The organism is Streptomyces clavifer (assembly GCF_036345975.1).
Classification (GTDB): domain Bacteria; phylum Actinomycetota; class Actinomycetes; order Streptomycetales; family Streptomycetaceae; genus Streptomyces; species Streptomyces clavifer.
Genome location: NZ_CP107793.1, coordinates 4,586,094 through 4,608,308, shown reverse-complemented (window position 1 = coordinate 4,608,308; position 22,215 = coordinate 4,586,094). Strand labels below are relative to the sequence as shown.

General features: G+C 73.1%; 16 protein-coding genes and 1 riboswitch. Of the genes, 8 read left to right on the top strand and 8 right to left on the bottom strand.

The genetic code is table 11. The annotated features are described in order from the left end of the window. Nucleotides 1-31: 31 nt before the first annotated feature. Both OG927_RS20240 and OG927_RS20235 read right to left on the bottom strand, forming a co-directional pair. On the bottom strand, nt 32-2,341 hold the full coding sequence (locus OG927_RS20240) for a DUF5682 family protein (protein ID WP_330320579.1): 2,310 nt from the start codon (nt 2,339-2,341) through the stop codon (nt 32-34). Beyond that, nucleotides 2,338-3,462 carry an ATP-binding protein gene (locus OG927_RS20235; protein ID WP_330320578.1) on the bottom strand — a complete coding sequence of 375 codons (1,125 nt, stop codon included), beginning with the start codon at nt 3,460-3,462 and terminating at the stop codon, nt 2,338-2,340. Before OG927_RS20235 ends, OG927_RS20240 begins: the two co-directional genes overlap by 4 nt. A gap of 256 nt (nt 3,463-3,718) precedes the next feature. On the opposite strand from OG927_RS20235, the gene OG927_RS20230 reads away from it, so the two are divergent. Continuing rightward, nucleotides 3,719-5,119 carry an SWIM zinc finger family protein gene (locus tag OG927_RS20230; protein WP_330320577.1) on the top strand — a complete coding sequence of 467 codons (1,401 nt, stop codon included), beginning with the start codon at nt 3,719-3,721 and terminating at the stop codon, nt 5,117-5,119. Between the two features lie 49 nt (nt 5,120-5,168). After that, nucleotides 5,169-6,839 carry a DUF5691 domain-containing protein gene (locus OG927_RS20225; protein ID WP_056796363.1) on the top strand — a complete coding sequence of 557 codons (1,671 nt, stop codon included), beginning with the start codon at nt 5,169-5,171 and terminating at the stop codon, nt 6,837-6,839. Nucleotides 6,840-7,241: 402 nt separating this feature from the next. Here the strand turns inward: OG927_RS20225 and OG927_RS20220 are convergent, their stop codons facing one another. After that, on the bottom strand, nt 7,242-7,655 hold the full coding sequence (locus OG927_RS20220) for a cobalamin B12-binding domain-containing protein (protein WP_056796366.1): 414 nt from the start codon (nt 7,653-7,655) through the stop codon (nt 7,242-7,244). A gap of 346 nt (nt 7,656-8,001) precedes the next feature. Between OG927_RS20220 and OG927_RS20215 the strand changes: the two genes are divergently transcribed. Both OG927_RS20215 and OG927_RS20210 read left to right on the top strand, forming a co-directional pair. After that, nucleotides 8,002-8,961 (top strand): esterase/lipase family protein, encoded by a 960-nt coding sequence (locus OG927_RS20215; RefSeq protein ID WP_330320576.1) that lies wholly within the window; start codon nt 8,002-8,004, stop codon nt 8,959-8,961. 217 nt (nt 8,962-9,178) lie between these two features. Then, nucleotides 9,179-10,900: a M23 family metallopeptidase gene (locus OG927_RS20210; RefSeq protein ID WP_209469879.1), complete on the top strand. Its 1,722-nt coding sequence runs from the start codon at nt 9,179-9,181 to the stop codon at nt 10,898-10,900. 57 nt (nt 10,901-10,957) lie between these two features. Here the strand turns inward: OG927_RS20210 and pcrA are convergent, their stop codons facing one another. After that, nucleotides 10,958-13,396, bottom strand: coding sequence for a DNA helicase PcrA (gene pcrA, locus OG927_RS20205; RefSeq protein ID WP_056796375.1), 2,439 nt, complete (start codon nt 13,394-13,396; stop codon nt 10,958-10,960). Between the two features lie 257 nt (nt 13,397-13,653). Then, a riboswitch (cyclic di-AMP (ydaO/yuaA leader) is annotated at nt 13,654-13,812 on the top strand. On the opposite strand from pcrA, the gene OG927_RS20200 reads away from it, so the two are divergent. Further along, nucleotides 13,811-14,980, top strand: a complete 1,170-nt coding sequence (locus OG927_RS20200) for a C40 family peptidase (protein ID WP_056796378.1) — start codon at nt 13,811-13,813, stop codon at nt 14,978-14,980. (Overlaps the previous riboswitch by 2 nt.) A gap of 198 nt (nt 14,981-15,178) precedes the next feature. On the opposite strand, the gene OG927_RS20195 is transcribed toward OG927_RS20200, so the two are convergent. Next, nucleotides 15,179-15,532 (bottom strand): hypothetical protein, encoded by a 354-nt coding sequence (locus tag OG927_RS20195; protein ID WP_056796381.1) that lies wholly within the window; start codon nt 15,530-15,532, stop codon nt 15,179-15,181. A gap of 360 nt (nt 15,533-15,892) precedes the next feature. On the opposite strand from OG927_RS20195, the gene OG927_RS20190 reads away from it, so the two are divergent. Next, nucleotides 15,893-16,960, top strand: coding sequence for a C40 family peptidase (locus OG927_RS20190; RefSeq protein ID WP_056797717.1), 1,068 nt, complete (start codon nt 15,893-15,895; stop codon nt 16,958-16,960). A gap of 54 nt (nt 16,961-17,014) precedes the next feature. After that, entirely contained in the window at nt 17,015-17,806 is a 792-nt protein-coding gene (locus tag OG927_RS20185; protein ID WP_330320575.1) for a GNAT family N-acetyltransferase, read from the top strand. Nucleotides 17,807-17,949: 143 nt separating this feature from the next. Here the strand turns inward: OG927_RS20185 and OG927_RS20180 are convergent, their stop codons facing one another. Beyond that, nucleotides 17,950-18,645: a LuxR C-terminal-related transcriptional regulator gene (locus tag OG927_RS20180; RefSeq protein ID WP_056796387.1), complete on the bottom strand. Its 696-nt coding sequence runs from the start codon at nt 18,643-18,645 to the stop codon at nt 17,950-17,952. After that, complete coding sequence (locus OG927_RS20175; protein WP_056796391.1) at nt 18,642-19,943, bottom strand: ATP-binding protein; 1,302 nt, start codon at nt 19,941-19,943, stop codon at nt 18,642-18,644. Before OG927_RS20175 ends, OG927_RS20180 begins: the two co-directional genes overlap by 4 nt. A gap of 208 nt (nt 19,944-20,151) precedes the next feature. Here OG927_RS20175 and OG927_RS20170 point away from each other — a divergent pair, with 208 nt between their 5' ends. Next, nucleotides 20,152-21,483 (top strand): PspC domain-containing protein, encoded by a 1,332-nt coding sequence (locus tag OG927_RS20170; protein WP_330320574.1) that lies wholly within the window; start codon nt 20,152-20,154, stop codon nt 21,481-21,483. A 156-nt stretch (nt 21,484-21,639) separates the two neighbouring features. On the opposite strand, the gene OG927_RS20165 is transcribed toward OG927_RS20170, so the two are convergent. After that, a complete protein-coding gene (locus OG927_RS20165) occupies nt 21,640-22,149 on the bottom strand; it encodes a DoxX family protein (protein ID WP_330320573.1) in 510 nt (169 codons plus the stop codon). Nucleotides 22,150-22,215: the final 66 nt, after the last annotated feature.

Sequence of the window (22,215 nt, the reverse complement as noted above, 5' to 3'; positions counted from 1 at the left end):
TCCCCTTCGCTCGCATCCGCACGATCCGTCGTCATCGGGTCGCCCCGCCCGTCGCCGCGTCGTCGAGCCCGAGCAGCAACCGGAGCACCGGGAGCACCGCGTCCGCCCGCTCCTCATCGAGGCCGGGGCCGAAGCCCGGCATGCCGGCCGTGTCCGCACCGCGCGCCGCCGCGGCGGACGGACCGCGGCGGACGAGCTCGCCCAGGGTGCGCCGTACTCCTGGTTCGTAGGCTGAGAACGTACGGCGGAGCAGCGGCAGCACATCGGTGAACAGATCGGCCGGTACGCCGGTCAGCCAGGTGTCGACGAGTCCGAGGATCCGCTCGTCGTGGACGAGGAGCATGCCGCCGCCCGCCGCCCCGCCCACGAAGCCCTCGATCCAGGCCGCGGCGTCGGCCGGTGGTGTGCCGGGTGAGAGCGCCAGACTCATCAGCCGTGCCGCCTCCTCCTCGGCGAGCCGCCCGTCGTCCAGGAGGAGGCGCGTGGCACGGCCCCGGATCACACCCGCGACCGCGTCCCGGGCGGACAGCTTGCCGAGGACGCCGGCCCAGCGCTCCCGCAGCCCGTCCGCGGGCACGGCGGCGGCCAGCATCCCGACCGCCGTGTGCACCCCCTCGATCCGGTGCTGCAGTTCCACCGCGCCGTCCGCGTCGAGGCCGGTGCAGACGGGCGGCAGGCCGACACAGATCCGCTCCGCGAGGCCGACGGCGACCTCACCCAGGGCCGTCGTGTCCGTGGACCGCACGTCGCCGTACCTCAGGGAGCGGGCCAGGGCGGGCAGGGCGTCGGCGAGGTGGCCTACGTCCGCGTCGAGGGCCGCCCGGTCGGCGAGGGCTCTCATGACGAGGGACAGCGCCTCGGTCAGCCCGGCCGGCAGACAGCGCTCGGCCAGCGCGGTGACGTCGGCGAGCGTGGTCGCCGAGGCGGCCTCCGACTCGGCCCTGGCGGTCGCGGCGGAGAGCACCGTGGTGCCCCACACGCCGGCTTCCGCGATCCGTACGGACAGCTCCGGCTCCCAGCGCAGCCGCCAGCTCTCCCGGAACGTCCCCGTACTGCCCCGGCCGGCCACGGGTTCGCCCCAGCTGATGCCCAGGAGCCGCAGCTGGTGCAGCAGTCTGCTGCGGGCCGCGTCGGTGTCCTTGCGCAGATCGAGGCCCAGCTCCCGCTCCTGCGCCTCCGGCTTGAGCCGCAGGGTCCGCTGGTGCCGGGTCAGGTCGCGCTGGAGGGGTACGGCGGGCGCGGTGTCCGGTACCTCGCCGAGGGTCTCGCCGACGACGAGCCGGGCGTGGACGAGGGCGAGCGGCACGTCGGACCCTTCGCACATGACGGCCCGGACCGCGTCGGTGGCCTCGGTGAGGCCGGGGAACGGACGGTCCCGCAGGGCGGCCAGCGCCCCGGCGAGGCGGACGGCTTCGATGACGTGGGCGGAGGAGACGGGTCTGTCCTCCTCGCGCAGCATTCCCGCGACCTTCGTCATCCAGCGCTCGACGGGCCGGTCGGGTGCGCCGAAGAGGTGCCCGTACCAGCCGGGCGAGGCGACCCCCGCGCCGTATCCGCTGTGCCGGGCGAGCCGGCGATGGGTCCAGGGCACCCAGGTCAGCTCCGTCTTCACCTTGGGGATCCCCTTGAGGAGGGCCCGGTCGGCGGCGAGGGTCGTCCTGGTGGCGAGAGCGGGGACGTGCCAGGCACCGCAGACGACGGCGATGTCGTCGCCGAACTCCTTGCGGGCGGTGCGCAGCTGGATGCGCATATGGGCCTCCCGGACGGCGTCCCGTGGCTGTCCTCCGTCCCCGTACGCCTCGCGCAGTGCCGTCATCGCCTCGGCGAGGGCGGCGAACGGAGCCCTCGGGTCGGCCGGGGCACCGTCCGTGGAACGGTGCTCGACGACGTCCTCCCACCAGCGCTCCGGGTCGTCGTAGCCTGCCGTCCCGGCGAGGACGGCGATCGGATCGAGGACCGTGTCCGCCGGCCGGCCGGCCGGCGGCTCCGTCATGGCGAGGGAATGGGCGGCGGGCAGGTCCACGAAGCGCACGGGAACCCGGTGCGCCAGCGCCCATCGGATCGCCACCCACTCGGGCGAGAAGTCGGCCAGCGGCCAGAACGCGGCGCGCGCCGGGTCGTTCACGGCGTGGGCCAGCAGCGCCACGGGCGGCCGCATCCGCTCGTCGGCGGCCAGCGGCAGGAGCGCGTCGCCCTCGGGCGGGCCCTCGACGAGCACCGCGCGCGGCCGTACGGAATCCAGGGCGGCCAGGACGGCACGGGCCGAGCCCGGCCCGTGGTGGCGCACTCCGAGCAGCAGCGGGCCGCCGGACATGGCGGAACCCGTCGTGCGGACCGTCATGCGGAGACCTCGCGGCAGGCGCGGTAGAAGCCCTTCCAGCCGTCCCGCTCGCGGACCACGGTCTCCAGGTACTCCTGCCAGACCACGCGGTCCGCCGCGGGGTCCCGGACGACAGCGCCGAGGATGCCGGCCGCGACGTCGCCGGACCGCAGCACGCCGTCGCCGAAGTGGGCGGCCAGCGCGAGGCCGTTGGTGACGACGGAGATGGCCTCGGCGGTGGACAGCGTCCCGGAGGGCGACTTGAGCTTGGTACGGCCGTCCGTCGTGATGCCGTCGCGCAGTTCGCGGAAGACCGTGACGACGCGCCTGATCTCGGCCATGCCGTCGGGGGCCGCCGGAAGGTCGAGGGAACGCCCTATCTGGCCGACGCGCCGGGACACGATGTCCACCTCCGCCTCGGGGGTCCCGGGCAGTGGCAGGACGACGGTGTTGAAGCGGCGGCGCAGGGCGCTGGAGAGCTCGTTGACCCCGCGGTCCCGGTCGTTCGCCGTGGCGATGAGGTTGAAGCCGCGTACGGCCTGGACCTCCTGGCCCAGCTCGGGGACGGGCAGCGTCTTCTCCGACAGGATGGTGATGAGCGCGTCCTGCACATCGGCGGGGATGCGGGTGAGCTCCTCGACCCGGGCGGTCATGCCCTCGGACATGGCGCGCATGACCGGGCTCGGCACGAGCGCGTCGCGGCTGGGTCCGTGGGCCAGCAACTGCGCGTAGTTCCACCCGTAGCGGACGGCTTCCTCGGGTGTGCCCGCGGTGCCCTGGACGAGCAGGGTCGAGTCTCCGCTGACCGCTGCGGCGAGGTGCTCGGACACCCAGGTCTTGGCGGTGCCCGGCATGCCGAGGAGGAGCAGGGCACGGTCGGTGGCGAGCGTGGTCACGGCCACTTCGACGAGACGGCGCGGGCCCACGTACTTCGGCGTGATCACCGTGCCGTCCGGGAGCGAACCGCCGAGGAGGTAGGTGGCGACGGCCCAGGGCGACAGCTTCCAACGGGCGGGCCTGGGACGGTCGTCGGCTGCGGCGAGCGCCTTCAGCTCGTCGGCGAAGACGTTCTCGGCATGCGGCCTCAGGACCTCACCGCCGCTGTCGGCGGCTGCGGTGTGCACGGATGCGGACGCGGTCATGGATCCCCCTCCAGATCGTTCGACCCGATGTGGATCCACCGTGCACCATGCCACTGACAATCGGCCCCGGCCGTGGGCCCGGGCCGGGTGGACCGCCCGGTGGGCGACGGCCGCACGGCCGTTCCACCCGCCGTAGGCCGGTCTCCGCACGCTCCTCTCCCCGAGGACGTGCGCACGGCGCTGCCCAGGACGTCCTGGGCCAGGTGAAGTCGCAGGTCGGGGCGCATTGTCAGAGGGGCGTCCTACCGTCGTACCCATGCTGCTATCTCACGGGGGAGAATCCTCGCCCGCCACCGGCCCGGTGGCGCGCTGGACGGTGGACCAGGTGCTGGCCATGGCTCCTGACGAAGCATCACGGAAGGCGGGCAGCAGACTCGGCTCGGGGCGCTCGTGGTCGGCGGCGGGCCCCGGCGGTGGGAGGACGCTGTGGGGGCTGTGCCGGGGAAGCGGCAGCACGCCGTACCGCACGGCGATCGACATGGACGGGCCCGCGTACACGTGCAGTTGCCCGAGCCGGAAGTTCCCGTGCAAGCACGCGCTGGGGCTGCTGCTCCTCTGGGCCTCCGACGACGCCGCGTTACGGCCGGGCGAGGCGCGGGCGCCGGACTGGGCCGAGGAGTGGTGGGAGGACCGCCGCAGACGCGCGGCGGCCCCGGCGGGCGGACGCCCCCCTGCGGGTCCGGCGGATCCGGAGGCGGCGAGGAAGCGGGCCGACCGCCGTGCCGCGCGGATCACGGGGGGTGCACAGGAGCTGGAGCAGCGTCTCGACGACCTGCTGCGCGGCGGGCTGGCGGCGGCCGGCCGTCCCGGGTACGGCCAGTGGGAGGAGACCGCGGCCCGGATGGTCGACGCACAGGCTCCGGGACTCGCCGGGCGGGTGCGTGAGCTGGGCTCGATACCGGCGTCGGGTCCGGGCTGGCCGACGCGACTCCTGGAGGAGTGCGCGCTGCTGCACCTGCTGGACTCGGCGTGGCTGGGGCTCGACCGGCTGCCCGGCCCGCTGGCGGCGACCGTGCGTACGAGGGTCGGGCTGACGCTCCCCGCGGAGGGCCCCGCGGTCCGTGACCGGTGGATGGTCCTCGCTCAGTACGACACACCGGACGGCAGGGTCGTCGCCCGCCGCACCTGGCTGCACGGAAGCCGGTCGGGGCGCACGGCGCTGCTGTTGTCGTTCGGGGCCGCAGGCCGCTCGCCCGGCCTGTCGCTGCCGGTGGGCGTGACGATCGATGCCGAGGTGACGCCGTATCCGGGCGGGGGCCGGCTGCGGGCCGAGCTGGGGGAGCGGTTCGGCACCCCCGTCGCCGCCACGGCACCGCCGGCCGGCGGGACGACGGCCGACGCCGCCGCCGCGTACGGGCGTGCCCTGCTGGACGATCCGTGGCTGGACTCGTGGCCGGCCACCCTCAGCGAGGTCGTGCCCGTGCCGTCGGGGGACGGCGGCGGCTGGCAGCTGGTCGGGGCGACGAACGGTTCCGCCCTGCCGCTCGCCTCCTCCGCGGTGTCCCGACCGGGCCTGTGGAGGCTCGTGGCGCTCTCCGGGGGCCGCCCTGTGACGGTGTTCGGCGAGTGCGGGCACCGCGGCTTCGACCCGCTCGCCGCCTGGTGCCCGGAGGCCGCGGACGACGTGGGGGCGGGCACGACCGTGGCGCTCGTCTGACGCGACCCCATCTCCTGATCCACGACTTCCCGGACAACCGGAGGTACCGATGTCTTCCACCGCCACCTCGACGGCCGCCACGCCCGTGCACACCCCGTGGGAAGAACTCGTCACCTCGGCACTGCTCGGAACCGACCGGCGCCCGTTGCGGGCCGGTCCGCGGGGCGCCGGTGCCGCGGACGGACCGGCTGCCCTGCTGGACGCGGCGGCGCTCCACACCGTGCGGCGTCGTGCCGCACTGCTCCCGGCGTCCGGGGCGCCCGCGCCGGAACCCGCCCCGGCGGACCCCCGGCCACCGCTTCCCGCAGCCGCCCGGCGCCGGCTCGCGCAGCTGCTCGCCGACCGGTCCGCACCCGCGGCCGCCGGGCGGCGGGGTACCGCCCCCGACCTCACCGAGCTCATCCCGCAGTGGCTGGCGTCCGCCGGAGCGCGCGGATTCCGTGCTCCGGCGGACCTGTTGCCGGCGCTGCTGGACGCGGCGCGGGCGCGCACGGACCTGCGACCGGCCGTGCTGGAGTTCGCCGGCCCGCGCGGGCTCTGGCTGGCCGGGCTGAATCCGGAGTGGAGGTTCGCGCTGCGGACCTCACCGGGGCATGCGCGTCGGCCCGCCGTCGAGGACCCGGAGGCGGTGCGCCGGTTGTGGGAGGAGGGCCTGTTCGCGGAGCGGGTCGCGCTCCTCGCCGCCGTTCGGGCGGAGGATCCCGCCGCGGCGCGGGAACTGCTCGCCACCACCTGGTCCACGGAGCGCGCCGAGGACAGGCTGATGTTCCTCGATTCACTGCGGACGGGCCTCCGCGGCGACGACGAGTCGTTCCTGGAGGTGGCGCTGGCGGACCGCAGCCGTAATGTCCGCGCCACGGCCGCCGAACTGCTGTCGGCCCTGCCGGAATCGGCGCTCGCACGGCGGATGGCGGACCGAGCCACGTCCTGCGTGAATCCTGACCGTACGGGTGCCGCCGTGTCCGTCGCCGTGGAGGCCCCGCACGAGTGCGACGCCGCCATGCAGCGCGACGGTGTGGTGCCGGTGCCTCCCTCCGGCCGCGGTGAAAGGTCGTGGTGGCTGAGCCAGTTGGTGGAGGCCGGCCCCCTGGCCGTCTGGGGGGAGCGGTTCGGGGGCCGCTCCGCTCAGGAGATCGTCGCGCTGCCCGTGGCCGACGGCTGGGGGCCGGAGCTGCACGCCGCCTGGTGTCGGGCGGCCGTGCGACAGCGGGATCCGGACTGGGCGCGGGCCCTGCTCGGCGCCCCCTCGACCCCGCCGGCGAACGGCCCCGGGACGGCGTCCCTGGCGGAACGGTCGAAGCTCCTCGCCATTCTCCCCCCGGCCGAACGGGCCCTGTGGGTGGCGGACTTCGTAGCGGCACACGGTCTGTCCGAGGCCTTCCAGCTGCTCGGCGTCTGCACCGTCCCGTGGGCCGGGCCGCTCGGCCGGTCGGTGGTGGACGCGCTGGACATCGCCCGGGACGCGGGGAGCTACCCGTGGAGCTTCAGCGGGGTGATGGGCCTCGCCGAGCGGTGCCTGGACCCTGCGGAGGCGGGCCGGCTGGAGGTGCTCACCACCACTCCCGACGAACCGGAGGGCGCTTCACCGGGCGCGGGCGGTTACTGGTCGGAGGCGTTCCAGCGCCTGGTCTCCACCCTGCGCCTGCGCGCGGCCATGGACGCGGAGCTGACACCCGACGCCCCGGACGGCACGGACGTCGGCGGGCCCGGCGCCGTCTGACGGGCCGGACAGGACGGATCGGGACGGGCGGCTGGCCGGCGGCCCACCGTGCGTGCGACGGGCGACCGGCAGTTGCCGCACCCGGCCCCGGCGGCCCGGGGCGGACTCCCACGGGCGACATCCGGGCCCCTGTCAGCCCGGGCTCCTGCCTCCAGGCACTCGCCCCGGGCAGTCGAGGGCTCCCGCCGACGGGCACGCGCTCCGGGCAGGCCGCACGGGACCCGACGGCCGCACCCCGATGGGCCCCCTCAGGGCCGCTCCCGGCCGGTGCAGGGCCGCTCCGGGCCCGGAGCGCAGGCGCTCCGGTCGACGCACGATCCGACACGCGATCCGGCAGGCGGCCCGGCGGAATGGCAGCGGCCCCGTGGAGTGGCAGCGGCCCGGAGATCCCCCGGGCCCGGCTCAGGCCTCCGCGCCCTGACGGACGTGGGTGTTGACCCAGTCGACGATCGACGCCGTCGTGGCCCCGGGGGTGAAGATCGCCGCGACGCCCTGCTCCTTCAGCGGAGGGATGTCCGCCTCGGGGATGATGCCGCCGCCGAACACCTTGATGTCCTCCGCCTCGCGCTCCTTCAGGAGGGCGATGACCTTCGCGAAGAGCGTGTTGTGCGCACCGGAGAGGATGGACAGGCCGATCGCGTCGGCGTCCTCCTGGATCGCCGTGTCCACGATCTGTTCGGGAGTCTGGTGGAGCCCCGTGTAGATGACTTCCATGCCCGCGTCCCGCAGCGCCCGCGCGATCACCTTCGCCCCGCGGTCGTGGCCGTCGAGGCCCGGCTTGGCCACCACCACACGGATCGGACCGGTCACACCCATCACTGCCTCCAGATGCGTCTCCCGTGCCTGAAGGGCCGGGGATGTGAACGAACGTTATCCACAGCATCTCGTACGGCGCCGTTTCGCGGTGGGCGGGGAGGGGGAAATCACACGTGGGACATGTTCGCCAAGCGTCGCACCCTGCGTCAGGCGGCCCTCGGGCCGTGCAGGGGCGGTCGCGAGGGGAGCCGCTACGAGGTCGTCGTACCACCGCGCCGTCAGCCGCACGGCACGGTGGTACGACCCCCGGCCGAGCAGGGCCGCAGCCCGCCTCCACCGCGACACCCCGTGAGGGCGTACGGGGCAGGGAGCCGCCTCCCCCGCGTGCCAGTGCAGGAGGTCGGCCATGAAGGTCCTGTCCTTCCCACCCCTACTACTGCGCCTGACGTGTCTGCGCCCCGCCTGGCTGTCATCGGCGCTGGTGAGGGCCACCGCCCTCGAGCTGGCGATCCTCGCCGGGCATGTGCTCATCTACCCCTCCGGCCTCACACCCCGGCGGAGGACCCCCGCGGTCGCGCCCAGCCCGGCCGTCGACCCCGGGACCGATGACCCGTCCGGCGACCACGGCGGGGCGTCGCCCGCGGCGACTCCTCCCCTCACCCGTTCGGCCGAAGCCGTCGGCACCGTCGCCCCGTCGGCCGGGAGGCTCGAACAGCCGTCGGCCGACGACCGCCCGCCCGTGGTGCTGCTGCACGGCTTCATCGACAACCGCTCCGTCTTCGTCCTGCTCCGCCGTTCCCTCTCCCGGCACGGCTGGCACCATCTGGAGTCCCTCAACTACTCCCCGCTGACCTGCGACATCCGCACGGCGGCCGAGCTGCTGGGCCGGCACGTAGAGGAGATCTGCGCCCGTACGGGGCACCGCGAGATCGACATCGTGGGGCACAGCCTCGGCGGTCTGATCGCGCGGTACTACGTACAGCGGCTCGGCGGCGACCGGCGGGTGCGCACGCTCGTCACCCTGGGCACCCCGCACAGCGGCACCGCCGTCGCCCCGGTGGCGGGCGCGCACCCCATCGTCCGCCAGATGCGCAGCGGCTCGGACCTGATCGAGGAACTGCGCCGTCCGGCCCCCGGCTGCCGGACCCGGTTCGTCAGCTTCTGGAGCGAGCTAGACCGGGTGATGGTTCCGGTCGAGACCGCCTGCATCGACCACCCCGACCTCGACACGGTGAATGTGCGGGTCACCGGCATCGGCCATCTGGCGCTGACCGTGCACCCCGCGGTCGCATCCGCGATCCGCCAGGCACTCGAATCGGACGATTCGGCATCTCTCAGCACCCCAGGAGCGGCTTCCGCGGCCTGAGGGGGACCGACGAAATAGAACTAATTTCGAACATAGGGCCAAGCATGTTTCCGGAGTTCGCCGAAAGGCGTTCGATTGCCCGTTTCCTGCGGCCGTAAAACCTGCTGAAGATTGTCGTCGTCGCATACCGCCGGGTACAGTCGCGGCCACTGCTCACCCCTGGGATTCCCCCACCGGACCCAGAACAGGTCCTGCTGCCGAGGCGAGAGAGAAGTTGGTGAACGACCAGCACCCCCACGCCGGATACGCCGGATACGACAGCCGGTCCACCGGAGGCTTCGACACCGATCCGCTCTTCGGGTCCCTGTCGGACCATCAGGACGGCAGTCACGAAACGGCGTACGGCAGCGGTTACACCACCGCGTACGACAACACCCACGGCGGCTACGACACCGCTCACGCAACCGGCGCCCCTCAGACGACGGGCCAGTACGACACCGCGCAGCACGGCGGCCAGTGGGACACCGGAGCGCACCAGCAGGCCTCGTACGACGCCTACGCGGCGCAGGCCCCGCAGCAGACGTACGACACCACTGCCACCTGGATGCCCGAGGCCGGGATCCCTGCGCAGGCGGCGCACCCCGGGGCGGACGCCACGGGCCAGTGGGACACCACCGGCTGGGACCACACGGGCCAGGCGGACCAGTGGGCGGCGGGCGACACCGGGGCCTTCCCCACCTCGACGTTCAGCAGCACGGCCTACGCCACGGGCACCTACACGGCACCGGTCTTCGAGACCTCCGGGTACGGAACGGCCGACACGGGCACCTACGACGCCACCGCATGGAACACCGGCGGCACGCCCGAGACCGCTGCGTACGCACCCGAACAGACGTCGTATCCCGCATACGAACACCAGGCCGCTCCCTACGAGCCGTACGGGACCGCCGAGTTCGGCCAGGACCACACGGACGCAACCCCCGGGACCACGGCCCCGGAAGCGGAGTCCGAGGCACACACGGATTCCGTTGCGTACGACCCCGCCGACCGGTACGACCCGGCCGACACCTACGACCCGGCCGACGCCTACAGCCCGGCTGACCAGCACGACCCCGCCGACGCGTACAGCCCGGCCGAGGCGTACACCCCGGCCGGTCACCACGACGCGGTCACCGAGACCGCTGACGTCATCGACGTGACCGCGCCCCGCCCCGCCCCGGCGGCGCACCCCGTGGGCCGTTCCGCCCCCCGCGGCGGCAGCCGCGGCCGGCGCCGCACCCCGGCGAAGCGCTCCGCGCTCCTCACCGTCGCCGTTCCCTCCGCCTGCGTCATGAGCGTCGCGGGAATCGCCGCGGCCTCAGTGAGCGGCGTCGGCGGTGCCGAGGAGCAGAAGGACGACTCCACGTCCGTGGCGGCCGCCGAGACGATCGAGCCGGCCGTCGCCAACAACAAGCTCGACACCCAGCTCGCCAATCTCAGCGCCGACGCCGAGAACTTCGCCGACCGCGCCAGCCGCACCCAGGAGCGCATCGACCTGAAGGTGCGCCAGGCAGCGGACAAGAAGAAGCGCGAGGACGAGGCCGCACGCCGCGAGGCGGCGCGCCCCAAGTTCGCCCTGCCGGTCAATCAGCACGGTCTCAGCGCCTACTACGGCCAGGCGGGAGTGAACTGGATGTCCGCGCACACGGGCATCGACTTCCCCGTGGGGCTCGGCACCCCCGTGATGGCGGCGACCGACGGCACCGTCCGCACCCAGTTGAACAGCGCCTACGGGAACATGGTGATCGTCACCGCGGCCGACGGCACCGAGACCTGGTACTGCCACCTCAGCGCCGCGAAGATCCGTTCCGGCCCGGTCAAGGCCGGTGACGTCATCGCGTACTCGGGGGACTCGGGCAACTCCACCGGCCCGCACCTGCACTTCGAGGTGCGGCCCGGCGGCGGTGCGGCGATCGACCCGCTGGCGTGGCTCCGCAGTCACGGCCTCAGTCCCACCTGAGACCCCGGGGCCCGGGCGTGGACCCGGGCCCCTCCGCCGCCTCCGCCGGTCCGGCTCCTAGAGCTTCTCGACCGGTGCGTACCGCAGCAGCAGCTTCTTCGGGCGCTCGTCGCCGAAGTCGACCGTGGCCTTCGCCTGGTCCCCGAACCCCTCGACGGCCGTCACCGTGCCCAGACCGAACTGGTCGTGCGTGACGCGGTCCCCCGCCACCAGCGTGACCACCGGCTTGTCCGCGGAGCGCCGGGTCGCGAAGCCCGAGGGCCCCGCCTTGGAGCGCGACGAGGACAGCGACGAGGTGATCCCCGACGTCGGTCCCGCCGGAGCCGCCATCGGGCCCTTGCGCTTCCACTCCAGGTGCTGGTCCGGGATCTCCTCCAGGAACCGCGACGGCGGGTTGTACGAAGGCTGTCCCCAGGCGCTGCGCATGGAGGCCCGGGTCAGGTACAGCCGCTCACGGGCCCTCGTGATGCCGACATAAGCGAGCCGGCGCTCCTCCTCCAGCTCCTTCACCTGACCCAGCGCGCGCATGTGCGGGAAGACACCGTCCTCCATGCCGGTCAGGAACACCACGGGGAATTCGAGGCCCTTGGCGGTGTGCAGCGTCATCAGCGTGACGACACCGGAGCCGTCCTCGTCCTCGTCGGGGATCTGGTCGGCGTCGGCGACGAGCGCGACCTTCTCCAGGAACTCGGCGAGCGTGCCCGCGCCCTCGTCCTCCGCCCGCTCCTGCTCGAACTCGAGGGCGACGGAGGCGAGCTCCTGGAGGTTCTCGATGCGGGTCTCGTCCTGCGGGTCGGTGGACGCCTGGAGTTCGGCGAGGTAGCCGGTCCGCTCCATGACGGCCTCCACCACGACCGCCGGCCCCGCCCCCGACTCCACGATCGTGCGGAGCTCCTCCATGAGCGTGTTGAACCGCTTCACGGCGTTCGCCGACCGGGCCGCCATGCCGTACGCCTCGTCGACGCGGCGCAGCGCCTGCGGGAAGGAGATCTTCTCGCGCAGCGACAGCGCGTCGATCATCGCCTCGGCGCGGTCGCCGATGCCCCGCTTGGGCACGTTGAGGATGCGGCGCAGCGGGACGGTGTCCTCGGGGTTGGAGAGGACCCGGAGGTAGGCCAGGACGTCCCTGACCTCCTTGCGCTCGTAGAAGCGCACTCCCCCGACGACCTTGTAGGGCAGCCCGACACGGATGAAGATCTCTTCGAAGACACGGGACTGGGCGTTCGTGCGGTAGAAGACGGCGACGTCGCCCGCCTTCACGTCCCCGGTGTCCGTCAGCCGGTCGATCTCGTCGGCGACGAACTGCGCCTCGTCGTGCTCGGTGTCGGCGACGTAGCCGGTGATCCGGGTGCCGGCGCCCGCGTTCGTCCAGAGGTTCTTGGGGCGGCGGCTCTCGTTGCGCTCGATGACGGCGTTGGCCGCGGACAGGATGGTCTGCGTGGAGCGGTAGTTCTGCTCCAGCATGATCGTCTTCGCGTCCGGGTAGTCCTCCTCGAACTGGAGGATGTTGCGGATGGTCGCGCCGCGGAAGGCGTAGATCGACTGGTCCGCGTCGCCCACGACGCACAGCTCGCCCGGGGCGTCGGCCTCGCCGGCCGGGCCCACCAGCTCACGCACCAGGGTGTACTGCGCGTGGTTGGTGTCCTGGTACTCGTCGACCATGACGTGCCGGAAGCGGCGGCGGTAGTGCTCGGCGACGTCGGGGAACGCCTGGAGCAGGTGGACCGTCGTCATGATGATGTCGTCGAAGTCCAGGGCGTTGGCCTCGCGCAGCCGCGCCTGGTAGAGCGCGTAGGCCTGGGCCAGCGTCTTCTCGAAGCCGTCGGCGGCCTGACCGGCGAAGGTCTCCTCGTCGATCAGCTCGTTCTTCAGGTTCGAGACCTTCGCCGTGAACGACTTCGGCGGGTAGCGCTTGGGGTCGAGGTCCAGATCGCGGCAGACCAGCGCCATCAGGCGCTTGGAATCGGCGGCGTCGTAGATCGAGAACGACGAGGTGAAGCCGAGAAGCTTCGACTCGCGGCGCAGGATCCGCACGCAGGCGCTGTGGAACGTCATGACCCACATGGCGTTGGCGCGCGGCCCGACGAGCTGCTCGACGCGCTCCTTCATCTCACCGGCGGCCTTGTTGGTGAAGGTGATCGCCAGGATCTGCCCCGGGTGCACCCCGCGCTCGGCCAGCAGGTGGGCGATCCGGTGCGTCAGCACCCGGGTCTTGCCCGAGCCCGCCCCGGCCACGATGAGCAGCGGGGATCCGGCGTGCACGACGGCGGCACGCTGCTCGGTGTTCAGCCCGTCGAGCAGCGCGGCGGAGTCGACGACGGGGCGCGGGGCGCCGTCGCGGTAGTACGCGTCGCGCGGCGGCGGAGGCGTGTCGAAGACGTCCTCGAAGAGGCCCTCCGGCACCGCTTCGGGCGCCTGGCCCTCGGGGGGCGGCGGGGGGCCTTCGTCCGCCTGCTGGAGGCCGGTCAGGAAACTGTCGTCAAAGAGGCTGCTCATCGCTTGACGAGTCTAGGCCGCCGCACCGACACCCCGGGGCCGCATTCGGCACGAGGGCCGGATCCGTAAGCGTACGGAGACCGTCCGCCCACGGTGCGTAGGAATTCCGGGCCCGGAACCGCCCCGCGGACAGCCGGTGTGCGAAGGTCACAGAAATGTATCGGGCATATCGAACATCAACCTTCACAGGGACACCACGGGTTGGTTAGCGTGCTCCGACGGGTGACCCGTACCCCTTTGAGGCGACCTACGCCACACGGGCGCCCCCGCCGAATCCGTGCCGCCCTCGCGGGGGCCGGAACCGGGGACCCACACGCAGCACCGGGGTGAATCGGTCCGCCCCCAGGACCGTAGGGCAGCCTTCCGTTCCGCCCGAACCCGACAGCTAACCCGGTAGGCGGTCCACGGAAGGAGATGCCGGTCTTGGCATCGCATCGCAAGCCGCGCACGCGGGTGCGCAGCACCACCCCCGCCGTCGGCTTCACGACGGCGGCGCTGGCCTCCGTCACCCTGCTCTCGACGCAGAGCGCGACGGCCGCTCCGACGGAGCCGAAACCCAGCGTCGAGGAAGTACAGAAGAAGGTCGACGACCTGTATCGCCAGGCGGGCACCGCGACGCAGCAGTACAACAAGGCGAAGACCGCGTCCGCGCAGCAGCGCTCCAGGGTCGACAGCCTCCTGGAGGCCGCGGCGAAGCGGGCCGACAAGCTCAACGAGACGCGCCGGGAGCTGGGCCACTACGCGGCCGCCCAGTACCGCGGCGGTGCGATCGCCCCGACGGCGACGTTCTTCCTCGCGGACGACCCGCAGGCGTACTTCGACCAGGACCAGCTGATGGCGCGGATGACCGCCCAGCAGCAGAAGGCGGTCGGCGACTTCCGCACGCAGCAGAACGAGGCGGCGGCCAAGCGGGTCGAGGCGACGAAGAGCCTGGAGACGCTGACCGAGTCGCAGGCCACGCTGCGCAGCAGCAAGCAGCAGGTGCAGAACAAGCTGGCCGAGGCCCGCACCCTGCTGTCGAAGCTGACCGCCGAGGAGAAGGCACGCCTCGCGGAGCTGGAGCGCAAGAAGGAGGCGGAGGCCGAGCGCAAGGCGGAGGAGCTCGCCCGCCAGCAGGCCGCCGCCGCGAAGGCGAAGGCGGAGGCAGACCGGGCGGCGGAGGAGGAAGCCTCCGCGGGGGAGGCGGACTCCGGCACGGGGACGGGCAGCGGCACCGGATCCGACAGCGGCTACGCGTCCAAGGCCGACAAGGTCCTGTCCTTCGCCCGGGCCCAGATCGGCAAGCCGTACGTCTGGGGGGCGACGGGCCCGTCCTCGTACGACTGCTCCGGCCTGACCCAGGCCGCCTGGAAGGCGGCGGGCGTCGACCTGCCCCGCACGACCTGGGACCAGGTGAAGGTCGGCACCCGGGTGGCCACGGCGGATCTGCAGCCGGGCGACCTGGTCTTCTTCTACGACGACATCAGCCACGTCGGCATCTACAAGGGCGACGGCATGATGATCCACGCACCGAAGCCGGGCGCGAACGTCCGCGAGGAGTCGATCTACTCCATGCCGATCTACGGCAGCGTGCGCCCGGCGTAACGGCGGACGGGCGCACGGCGGGCATACGGGGGGCGCACGCAGGGCGGGCGTTACGGGGGCGGGCGTACGGGCCCGAACGGCTCGTACGCCCGCCCCGCTCGCCGCGCACACCGGGCGGCCCCGCCCGCGAAGCACGGACCGGCCCCTGGACCGGGGGCCGGTCCGCTCAGGGAAGCGGACCGCGCCGGACGGGCCCACTCAGGTCCAGAGCGTGGCGATGAAGATGTTGGCGACCGTCAGCCCGCCGACGGCGGCGAACTCGCCCTTCCCCACCCGCTCCTCGTCCCGCCTCACGTAGACGAGCGCCAGGATCACGATCAGGATCACCAGCTTGATGCCGATCTTGACGTTGTTCACCGTCTGGTCGTCGGCCTGGTTGAGCCCGACGAGGGCGATCCCCGTGACCAGCATGGTCAGCGCCCCGTGCAGCATGGCGGGCACGAAGCGGGCCGTGCCCGCCCCCATGGCCTTCATCTGGGTCAGGAAGCCGCCCAGCAGGGAGGCGATACCGATGATGTGCAGGGCCACGAAGACATTGATGAGTACGTCCATGGCCGCAGCCTAGCCGCGGGCATATCACCACTCTTCGGCCAGGTAGGACTTCCTTACGAGTTCGCTCGCACCTGGCACGAATTGCCGGACTCCGGTTGATTTTTCCGGTCATTCGAAGAGATCGAAACGTCAGATTGAGTCAATAGTCGTCATTACGCCTCTTCCCCATGCCTCGGGCTTAGCGTCCATCCCAGGTGACCGGTTCTTCACCGCCGCCCCCGTACAGGGCGGCACCCCGGTCGCCCCGCCAGGAGATCCGGCGGTGGACCCACTCCCCCTTTGGTGGCCCGCCGACGGATCTCCTGGCGGGCCCGCCGGCACTTCCCCGACGGGCAGTCGAACGGAAGGACCCACGCCCTCGTGGCCGCCCATCGCAAAGCCGCTCACCGCAAGCCCAAGCAGCGCTTCTTCACCGGCCCTGCTGCCCGCACCGCAGCCACTCTGGCGTTCGCAGGGGCGGCGGCGACCGCCCTGGAGGGCGCCGCCCAGGCCGATCCCCAGCTCTCCCCGGCCCAGGTCAGGGCGAAGGTGGACCGGCTGTACCACGACGCCGAGGTCGCCACCGAGAAGTACAACGGCGCGAAGGAGAAGGCCGCCGCCTCGGCCAGGTCCCTCGACGCGCTGCGCGACGAGGCCGCACGCAGGACCGACCGCCTCAACGCCGCACGCAACGCGCTCGGTTCGTTCGCCGCGGCGGAGTACCGCAGCGGCGGCATCGACCCCGCCGTCCGGCTGGCCCTCTCCTCCGACCCCGACGAGTACCTGGAGCGGGCCTCGTACCTGGACCGGGCCGGCGACCGCCAGGCCGGTGCCCTCCAGGGCGTACGCCGGCAGATCGGCGAGGTGGCCCAGCTGCGCGCCCGGGCCGAGGACGAGCTCGCGGTCCTGGCGTCCCGCCAGGCCGATCTCAAGAAGCACAAGGTAGCGGTCCGCACCAGGCTCGCCGACGCCCAGAGGCTCCTGGCCACCCTGACCGCCGCCCAGCGCGCCGACTACGAGCGCTCCGCGGACGCCGGGCACGGCGGCCCGGCCGTGCGGGCCGACCGCCACACCCCGCGCGGTTCCGTCGCCGCCCCCAACCCCCGTGCGGCACAGGCCGTCGCCTTCGCGTACGGGGCACTCGGCAAGCCGTACGTCTGGGGCGCCACCGGCCCCGCGTCCTTCGACTGCTCCGGCCTCACCCAGGCCGCCTGGAAGGCCGCGGGCGTCTCGCTGCCCCGCACCACGTACACCCAGATCAACACGGGCCATCGGGTGTCGCGCTCCGAACTGGCTCCGGGGGACCTGGTGTTCTTCTACTCCGGGATCACCCACGTCGGGCTCTACATCGGAGGCGGCCAGATGATCCACGCCCCGCGTCCGGGCGCACCGGTGCGCGTGGCGCCGATCAGCGAAATGCCTTTCGCGGGTGCGGCCCGGGTGGCATAGGCTCCGCGCCGACCGGCCGGCGCCGACCGGATCCCGCGAGAGAGAAGGCTCCCCGTGCCCTTGGACGCCGATGTCCAGAACTACGCGCGTGCGCTCACCCTCCGCTCCCCCGACCACTACCGGATCGGCCCCTTCACGGTGCGCCACAACCCGGACTGGGAGCTGAAGTTCGCCAACTACGCCATCCCGGACCGGGGGGCGGAACCGAGCGCGCAGGAGGTCGCCGACCTCGTCGCGGCGTTCCGCGAGCGGGGCCGGCTGCCCCGCCTGGAGTACCTGCCGTCCTGGGCGCCCGCCGTCGGACCGGCCCTGCTGGCCGCCGGCTTCACCGTGGAGAGCCATGCCCCGGTGCTCGCCTGCACCACGGACGGGCTCCTCCCACCGAAGCCGGTGGACGGGCTCCGGATCGCCGAGCCCGTGACCGACGCGGAGTTCACCGCCGCCGCGGCCGTCCAGCACACGGGGTTCGGCGGTGAAGGGGGCCCCGACGACGGCGAGATCGCCTGGCTGCGCGGGGCCGTGGCAGGCGGAGGCGTCGCGGCGCTCGCCGTGTTCGGCTCCGAACCCGCCGGAGCGGGCGGCTGCTCGGTGCCGGTCGACGGCATCAGCGAACTGGCCGGCCTCGCGGTCGCAGAATCCTTCCGCCGCCGTGGTGTCGGTGCCGCGCTGTCCGCCTGGCTGACCACCACGGCGTTCGGACGCGGCTGCCACACCGTCTGGCTGGAGCCGGGCAGCCCGGAGGTCGAGCGGATCTACGCGGGCGTCGGGTACCGCAGGGTCGGCGAGAAGATCAACATCTCACTCGTCCAGGACGCGGACCGGGACGCCCCCCAGGAAACCCCCTGAAAAACCGGCAGCCGGTCCGGACCCGACCCCGACCGCCCCGGGCCGGCCCCGAGGCCGGTGGCGGGCCCGGAGACGGGGTGGACCCGGCCGTGCGCCGACGCGGCCCCTGCCGACGCCGGCCCCGCCTCCGCGGCCCGGCGGGCTCAGACCAGCCGTCGCGCCGTCGCCCACCGGGTCAGCTCGTGCCGGTTGGAGAGCTGGAGCTTGCGCAGCACCGCCGAGACGTGCGACTCGACGGTCTTCACCGAGATGAACAGCTGCTTGGCGATCTCCTTGTAGGCGTAACCCCGGGCGATGAGCCGCAGCACCTCGCGCTCGCGCTGCGTCAGCCGGTCCAGGTCCTCGTCGGCCGGCGGCGCGTCCGTCGAGGCGAAGGCGTCGAGGACGAAGCCCGCCAGTCGCGGCGAGAACACCGCGTCGCCGTCCTGGACCCGGAAGACGGAGTCGATCAGGTCGGTACCGGTGATGGTCTTGGTGACGTACCCGCGGGCGCCGCCCCGGATGACTCCGATGACGTCCTCCGCGGCGTCCGAGACGGACAGCGCCAGGAAGCGCACCGGGTTCTCCACCTGACCCATCATCGGGGCGCAGCGCCGCAGCACCTCGACGCCGCCGCCGCCGGGGAGGTGGACGTCGAGGAGGACCACCTCGGGGCGGGTCGCCGTGATCACGGTGACCGCCTGGTCGACGTCGGCGGCCTCGCCGACGACCTCGACCCCGGTCTCCTCGGTGCGGCCGATCTCGGCCTGGACGCCGGTGCGGAACATCCGGTGGTCGTCGACGAGCACGACCCGTACCCGTCGCTCCGGGCCCCCGGTGGCTTCGGTGTTCTCGGTCATTGGCTCGCCCTCTCCATCTCCAGCTCGACTTCCGTGCCCCCGCCGGGCACCGAACGCAGTCGCGCCGTACCGCCGTTGCGCTGCATCCGGCCGATGATTGATTCTCGTACGCCCATCCTGTCGTCCGGTACGGCGTCCAGGTCGAAACCCGGCCCCCGGTCCCGTACGGAGACGAAGACCGTGCGGCCCTCGACCTCCGCGAAGACCTGGACGGCGCCGCCCTCGCCACCGTACTTGGCGGCGTTGACCATCGCTTCGCGGGCGGCCTGCATCTGGGCGGCCAGCTTCTCGTCGAGGGGGCAGTCGCCGACGACGACGACCTCCAGCGGTACGCCGTGCTTGTCCTCGACCTCGGCGGCGGCCCGCTTGACCGCCTCGGCGAGGCTCGTGGGCTCGTCGTCCTCGTCCTTGCCGGTGCCCTCCGGGTTGTACAGCCAGTTGCGCAGCTCGCGCTCCTGGGCACGGGCGAGCCTGCGGACCTCGCCGCCGTCGTCGGCGCTGCGCTGGATCAGGGTGAGGGTGTGCAGGACGGAGTCGTGGACGTGGGCCGCGACCTCGGCACGCTCCTGGGCCCGGATGCGCATCAGCCGCTCCTCGGAGAGGTCCTGCGTCATCCGCACCAGGTAGGGGCCCGCCAGCAGCGCGATGCCGGTGAGCACGGCGATGGCGGCGGTCAGTACGTTGCCGAGCTGGGCCGCCGAGCCGCGGACCACCATGAAGACGGCCAGGCCGAGTCCGACGAGGGCGACGCCGGCCAGGCCGCGGGCCAGCTGGAGCACCCGTCGGCGGCGGCCCACCTCGATCCAGCGGGCCCGGCGCGCGTTGTCCGCCTGGCGCCAGACCAGGACGGAGCCCGCTCCGATCAGCAGGGTCGGCCAGATGTAGCGGTCGGCCTCGCTGCCCATGTCGACGTTCCCGACGAAGACCACAGCGCCGACGAGCAGCGCGACCAGGGCGAACACCTGGCCCTTGTCGGGCTTGCGGAGCCTGCGCCGGCCGTCCGGGGCGGTCTCGAAGACGGACGTCTCGAAGACGGACCGCGTGGTCTCCACCCCGCCCACTCCGAGCGGGACGACGATCCAGAACACGGCGTAGAGGAGGGCTCCGAGACCGTCCGCGAAGAACAGCCCGAGGAAGACGAAGCGCACCCAGGCGACGGGCAGTCCCAGGTGACCGGCGAGCCCGCGGGCGACGCCGCCGAGCAGCCGTCCGTCGGCGCTGCGGTACAGCTTGCGCAGCGTCGGCTCCTCCAGGTCCGGTGCGTGGGGGCCCGGGGCTCGGGTCGTGGCGGCTGGCATGCACCGATCGTCACATGTCCCGGCCGGTCGTGGCATCAGGGTCGGCCCCGGAACCGACCCTGAGAAGCCGCTGTTCCGTGCGCGGGCGTGGACGGGCGGCGGATCCGGGTCCGCGGGCGGCCCCTCACGGGGTGCCGGGGGCAATATCAGGGATCGGCCAGGGTCGTCGCGGGTCCCGCGGGGCCGTACGGGCCGTCACCATGGAGCCATGACCGTTCCCCAGGACACCGCGTCCGGCGTCTCGCCGCCCTCCGGGCCGAAACCGCAGCTGGAGCGCAGCCCGCGGCAGAAGGTGGTGGCCGGGGTGTGCGGCGGACTCGGCCGGTACTGCGACGTGGACCCGGTGATCTTCCGGATCGTGCTGGGCGTCCTGTCGGTGACCGGTGGCATCGGCCTGATCTTCTACGGTTTCGCCTGGCTCCTCCTCCCCCTGGAGGGCGAGGAGGAGAACGAGGCACGACGGCTGCTGTCGGGCCGGGTCGAGGGTGCTTCCCTGGTGGCGCTGCTGCTGGCGCTGGTGGGCTGCGGGCTGCTCCTGTCGATGCTGCACAACGGCGGGATGCTGGCCTTCGCCGCGATGCTGTCGCTGGCCGTCATCGGCTTCTCCGTGTGGACGCAGCACCGCAGGACGGCCCCCGAGGACCCACCGGGCGCGGCGGCGCAGGCACCGGGAAGTGCCGCGCACGCGGCGGGCCACGGAGCGCCGCCCGAGGTGAAGGCGCCGCCGACGCCGGGCAGCCCGTCCTGGTGGCGGGATCCGATCGTCAAGGACGGCACGACGGGCCCGGTGGGGCCCGGCTATCTGTGGGGACCCGCGGACGCGGCGCCCGACGCGGCGGCGAAGGGCAGCCGCGGGGCGGCCCCGGACTCCCCGTACCGCGCGCCCCACCGTGCGCCGGGGACCCGGGGGCCACGCTCGATCGGCGGTGTCGTCTTCCTGCTCGCGCTGGTCGCGGGCGGCCTGGGTACGGGGCTGAGCTGGGACCGGCAGCCGCTGGGGACGAGCCTGCAGCTCGGGCTCGCCGCGGCGCTCGCCGTGTTCGGCCTCGGCCTGCTGATCGCCTCCGTCCTCGGCCGGACGGGTTTCGGCACGATCGTGCTGGCGGTGATCACGGCGGGACTGCTGGCGGGTGCCTCGGCCGTACCGAAGGACATCGGCACCGACTGGGTGCGCGAGGACTGGCGTCCGGCCTCGGTGGCTGCGGTACAGCCGCGGTACGAGCTGGGCACCGGGGCCGCGGAGCTCGATCTCTCCGGGGTGATCGTCCCGGAGGGCGACACGCTGCGCACCGGCCTGGGGGTCGGGGTGGGGCGCGCCCGTGTCGTCGTACCGCGCGGGGTGACCGTGAAGCTGTACGCCCAGGTGGGGCTGGGCGACGTCCAGCTGCCCTCCGAGACCCGCGAGGACGTGGACGTCGCCCCCGACCGGCGGACGCGGAGGACGATCGGACCCGAGAAGGGCAGCGAACCGGCCGGCACGGTCGAGCTGCGCATGGAAGTCGGTATCGGACAGGTGGAGGTCACCCGTGCTGCGCCATGAGATCCGGCCCGGCCGCGCGGTGGCGGGCCTGACGATGCTCGCCCTGGCCGGCGGTTACGCGGCGGACGCCGCGGGCGCCTGGGACGTTCCGTGGACGTTCGCCGCCCCGGTGTTCCTCGGAGGGCTCGGGCTCTCGGCCGCGGTGACGTGGCTGAGCTACCGGCTGCGCCGCCGCCGTGACGCGAGGAGGGCGTCGGCGGAGAATTCGGCGGCGCCCGCGAGCAGCAGCGGCAGCCAGGCCATGAGGTAGATCAGGTCGTTGCCGTAGTAGTACGGCTCGGTCTGCCAGCTCACGGTCAGCCACAGGCTCAGCGAGATCAGCGCACCGCCGAGGGCCGCGAGCCGTGCCCACAACCCGAGGAGGGTGCCCAGACCGACGGCGAGCTCGCCGAACGCGATGGCGTATCCGAAGCCCTCGGGGCTCTTCAGCGCGAGGTCGACGAGGCCCGGGATCGCCGAGGTGTCCCGTACGGCGTTCATCATCTCGCCGATGGACCCGGCTCCGCCCGCCGACATGAACGCGCTGTCGGTCAGCTTGTCGAGCCCCGCGTAGACGAAGGTGACGCCGAGGAAGATCCGCAGGGGCAGCAGCGCGTACTGCCGCGCCCGGTCCCGCATACTTCTCGGCTCGTTCAGTCCGTAGGAACCGCCGCCGTACCCGTGCATCACTGCCCCGCCTTCCGTTGGCCCTTCGAACAGACCATACGTACGCCGTACGGGCGCGGCTCACCA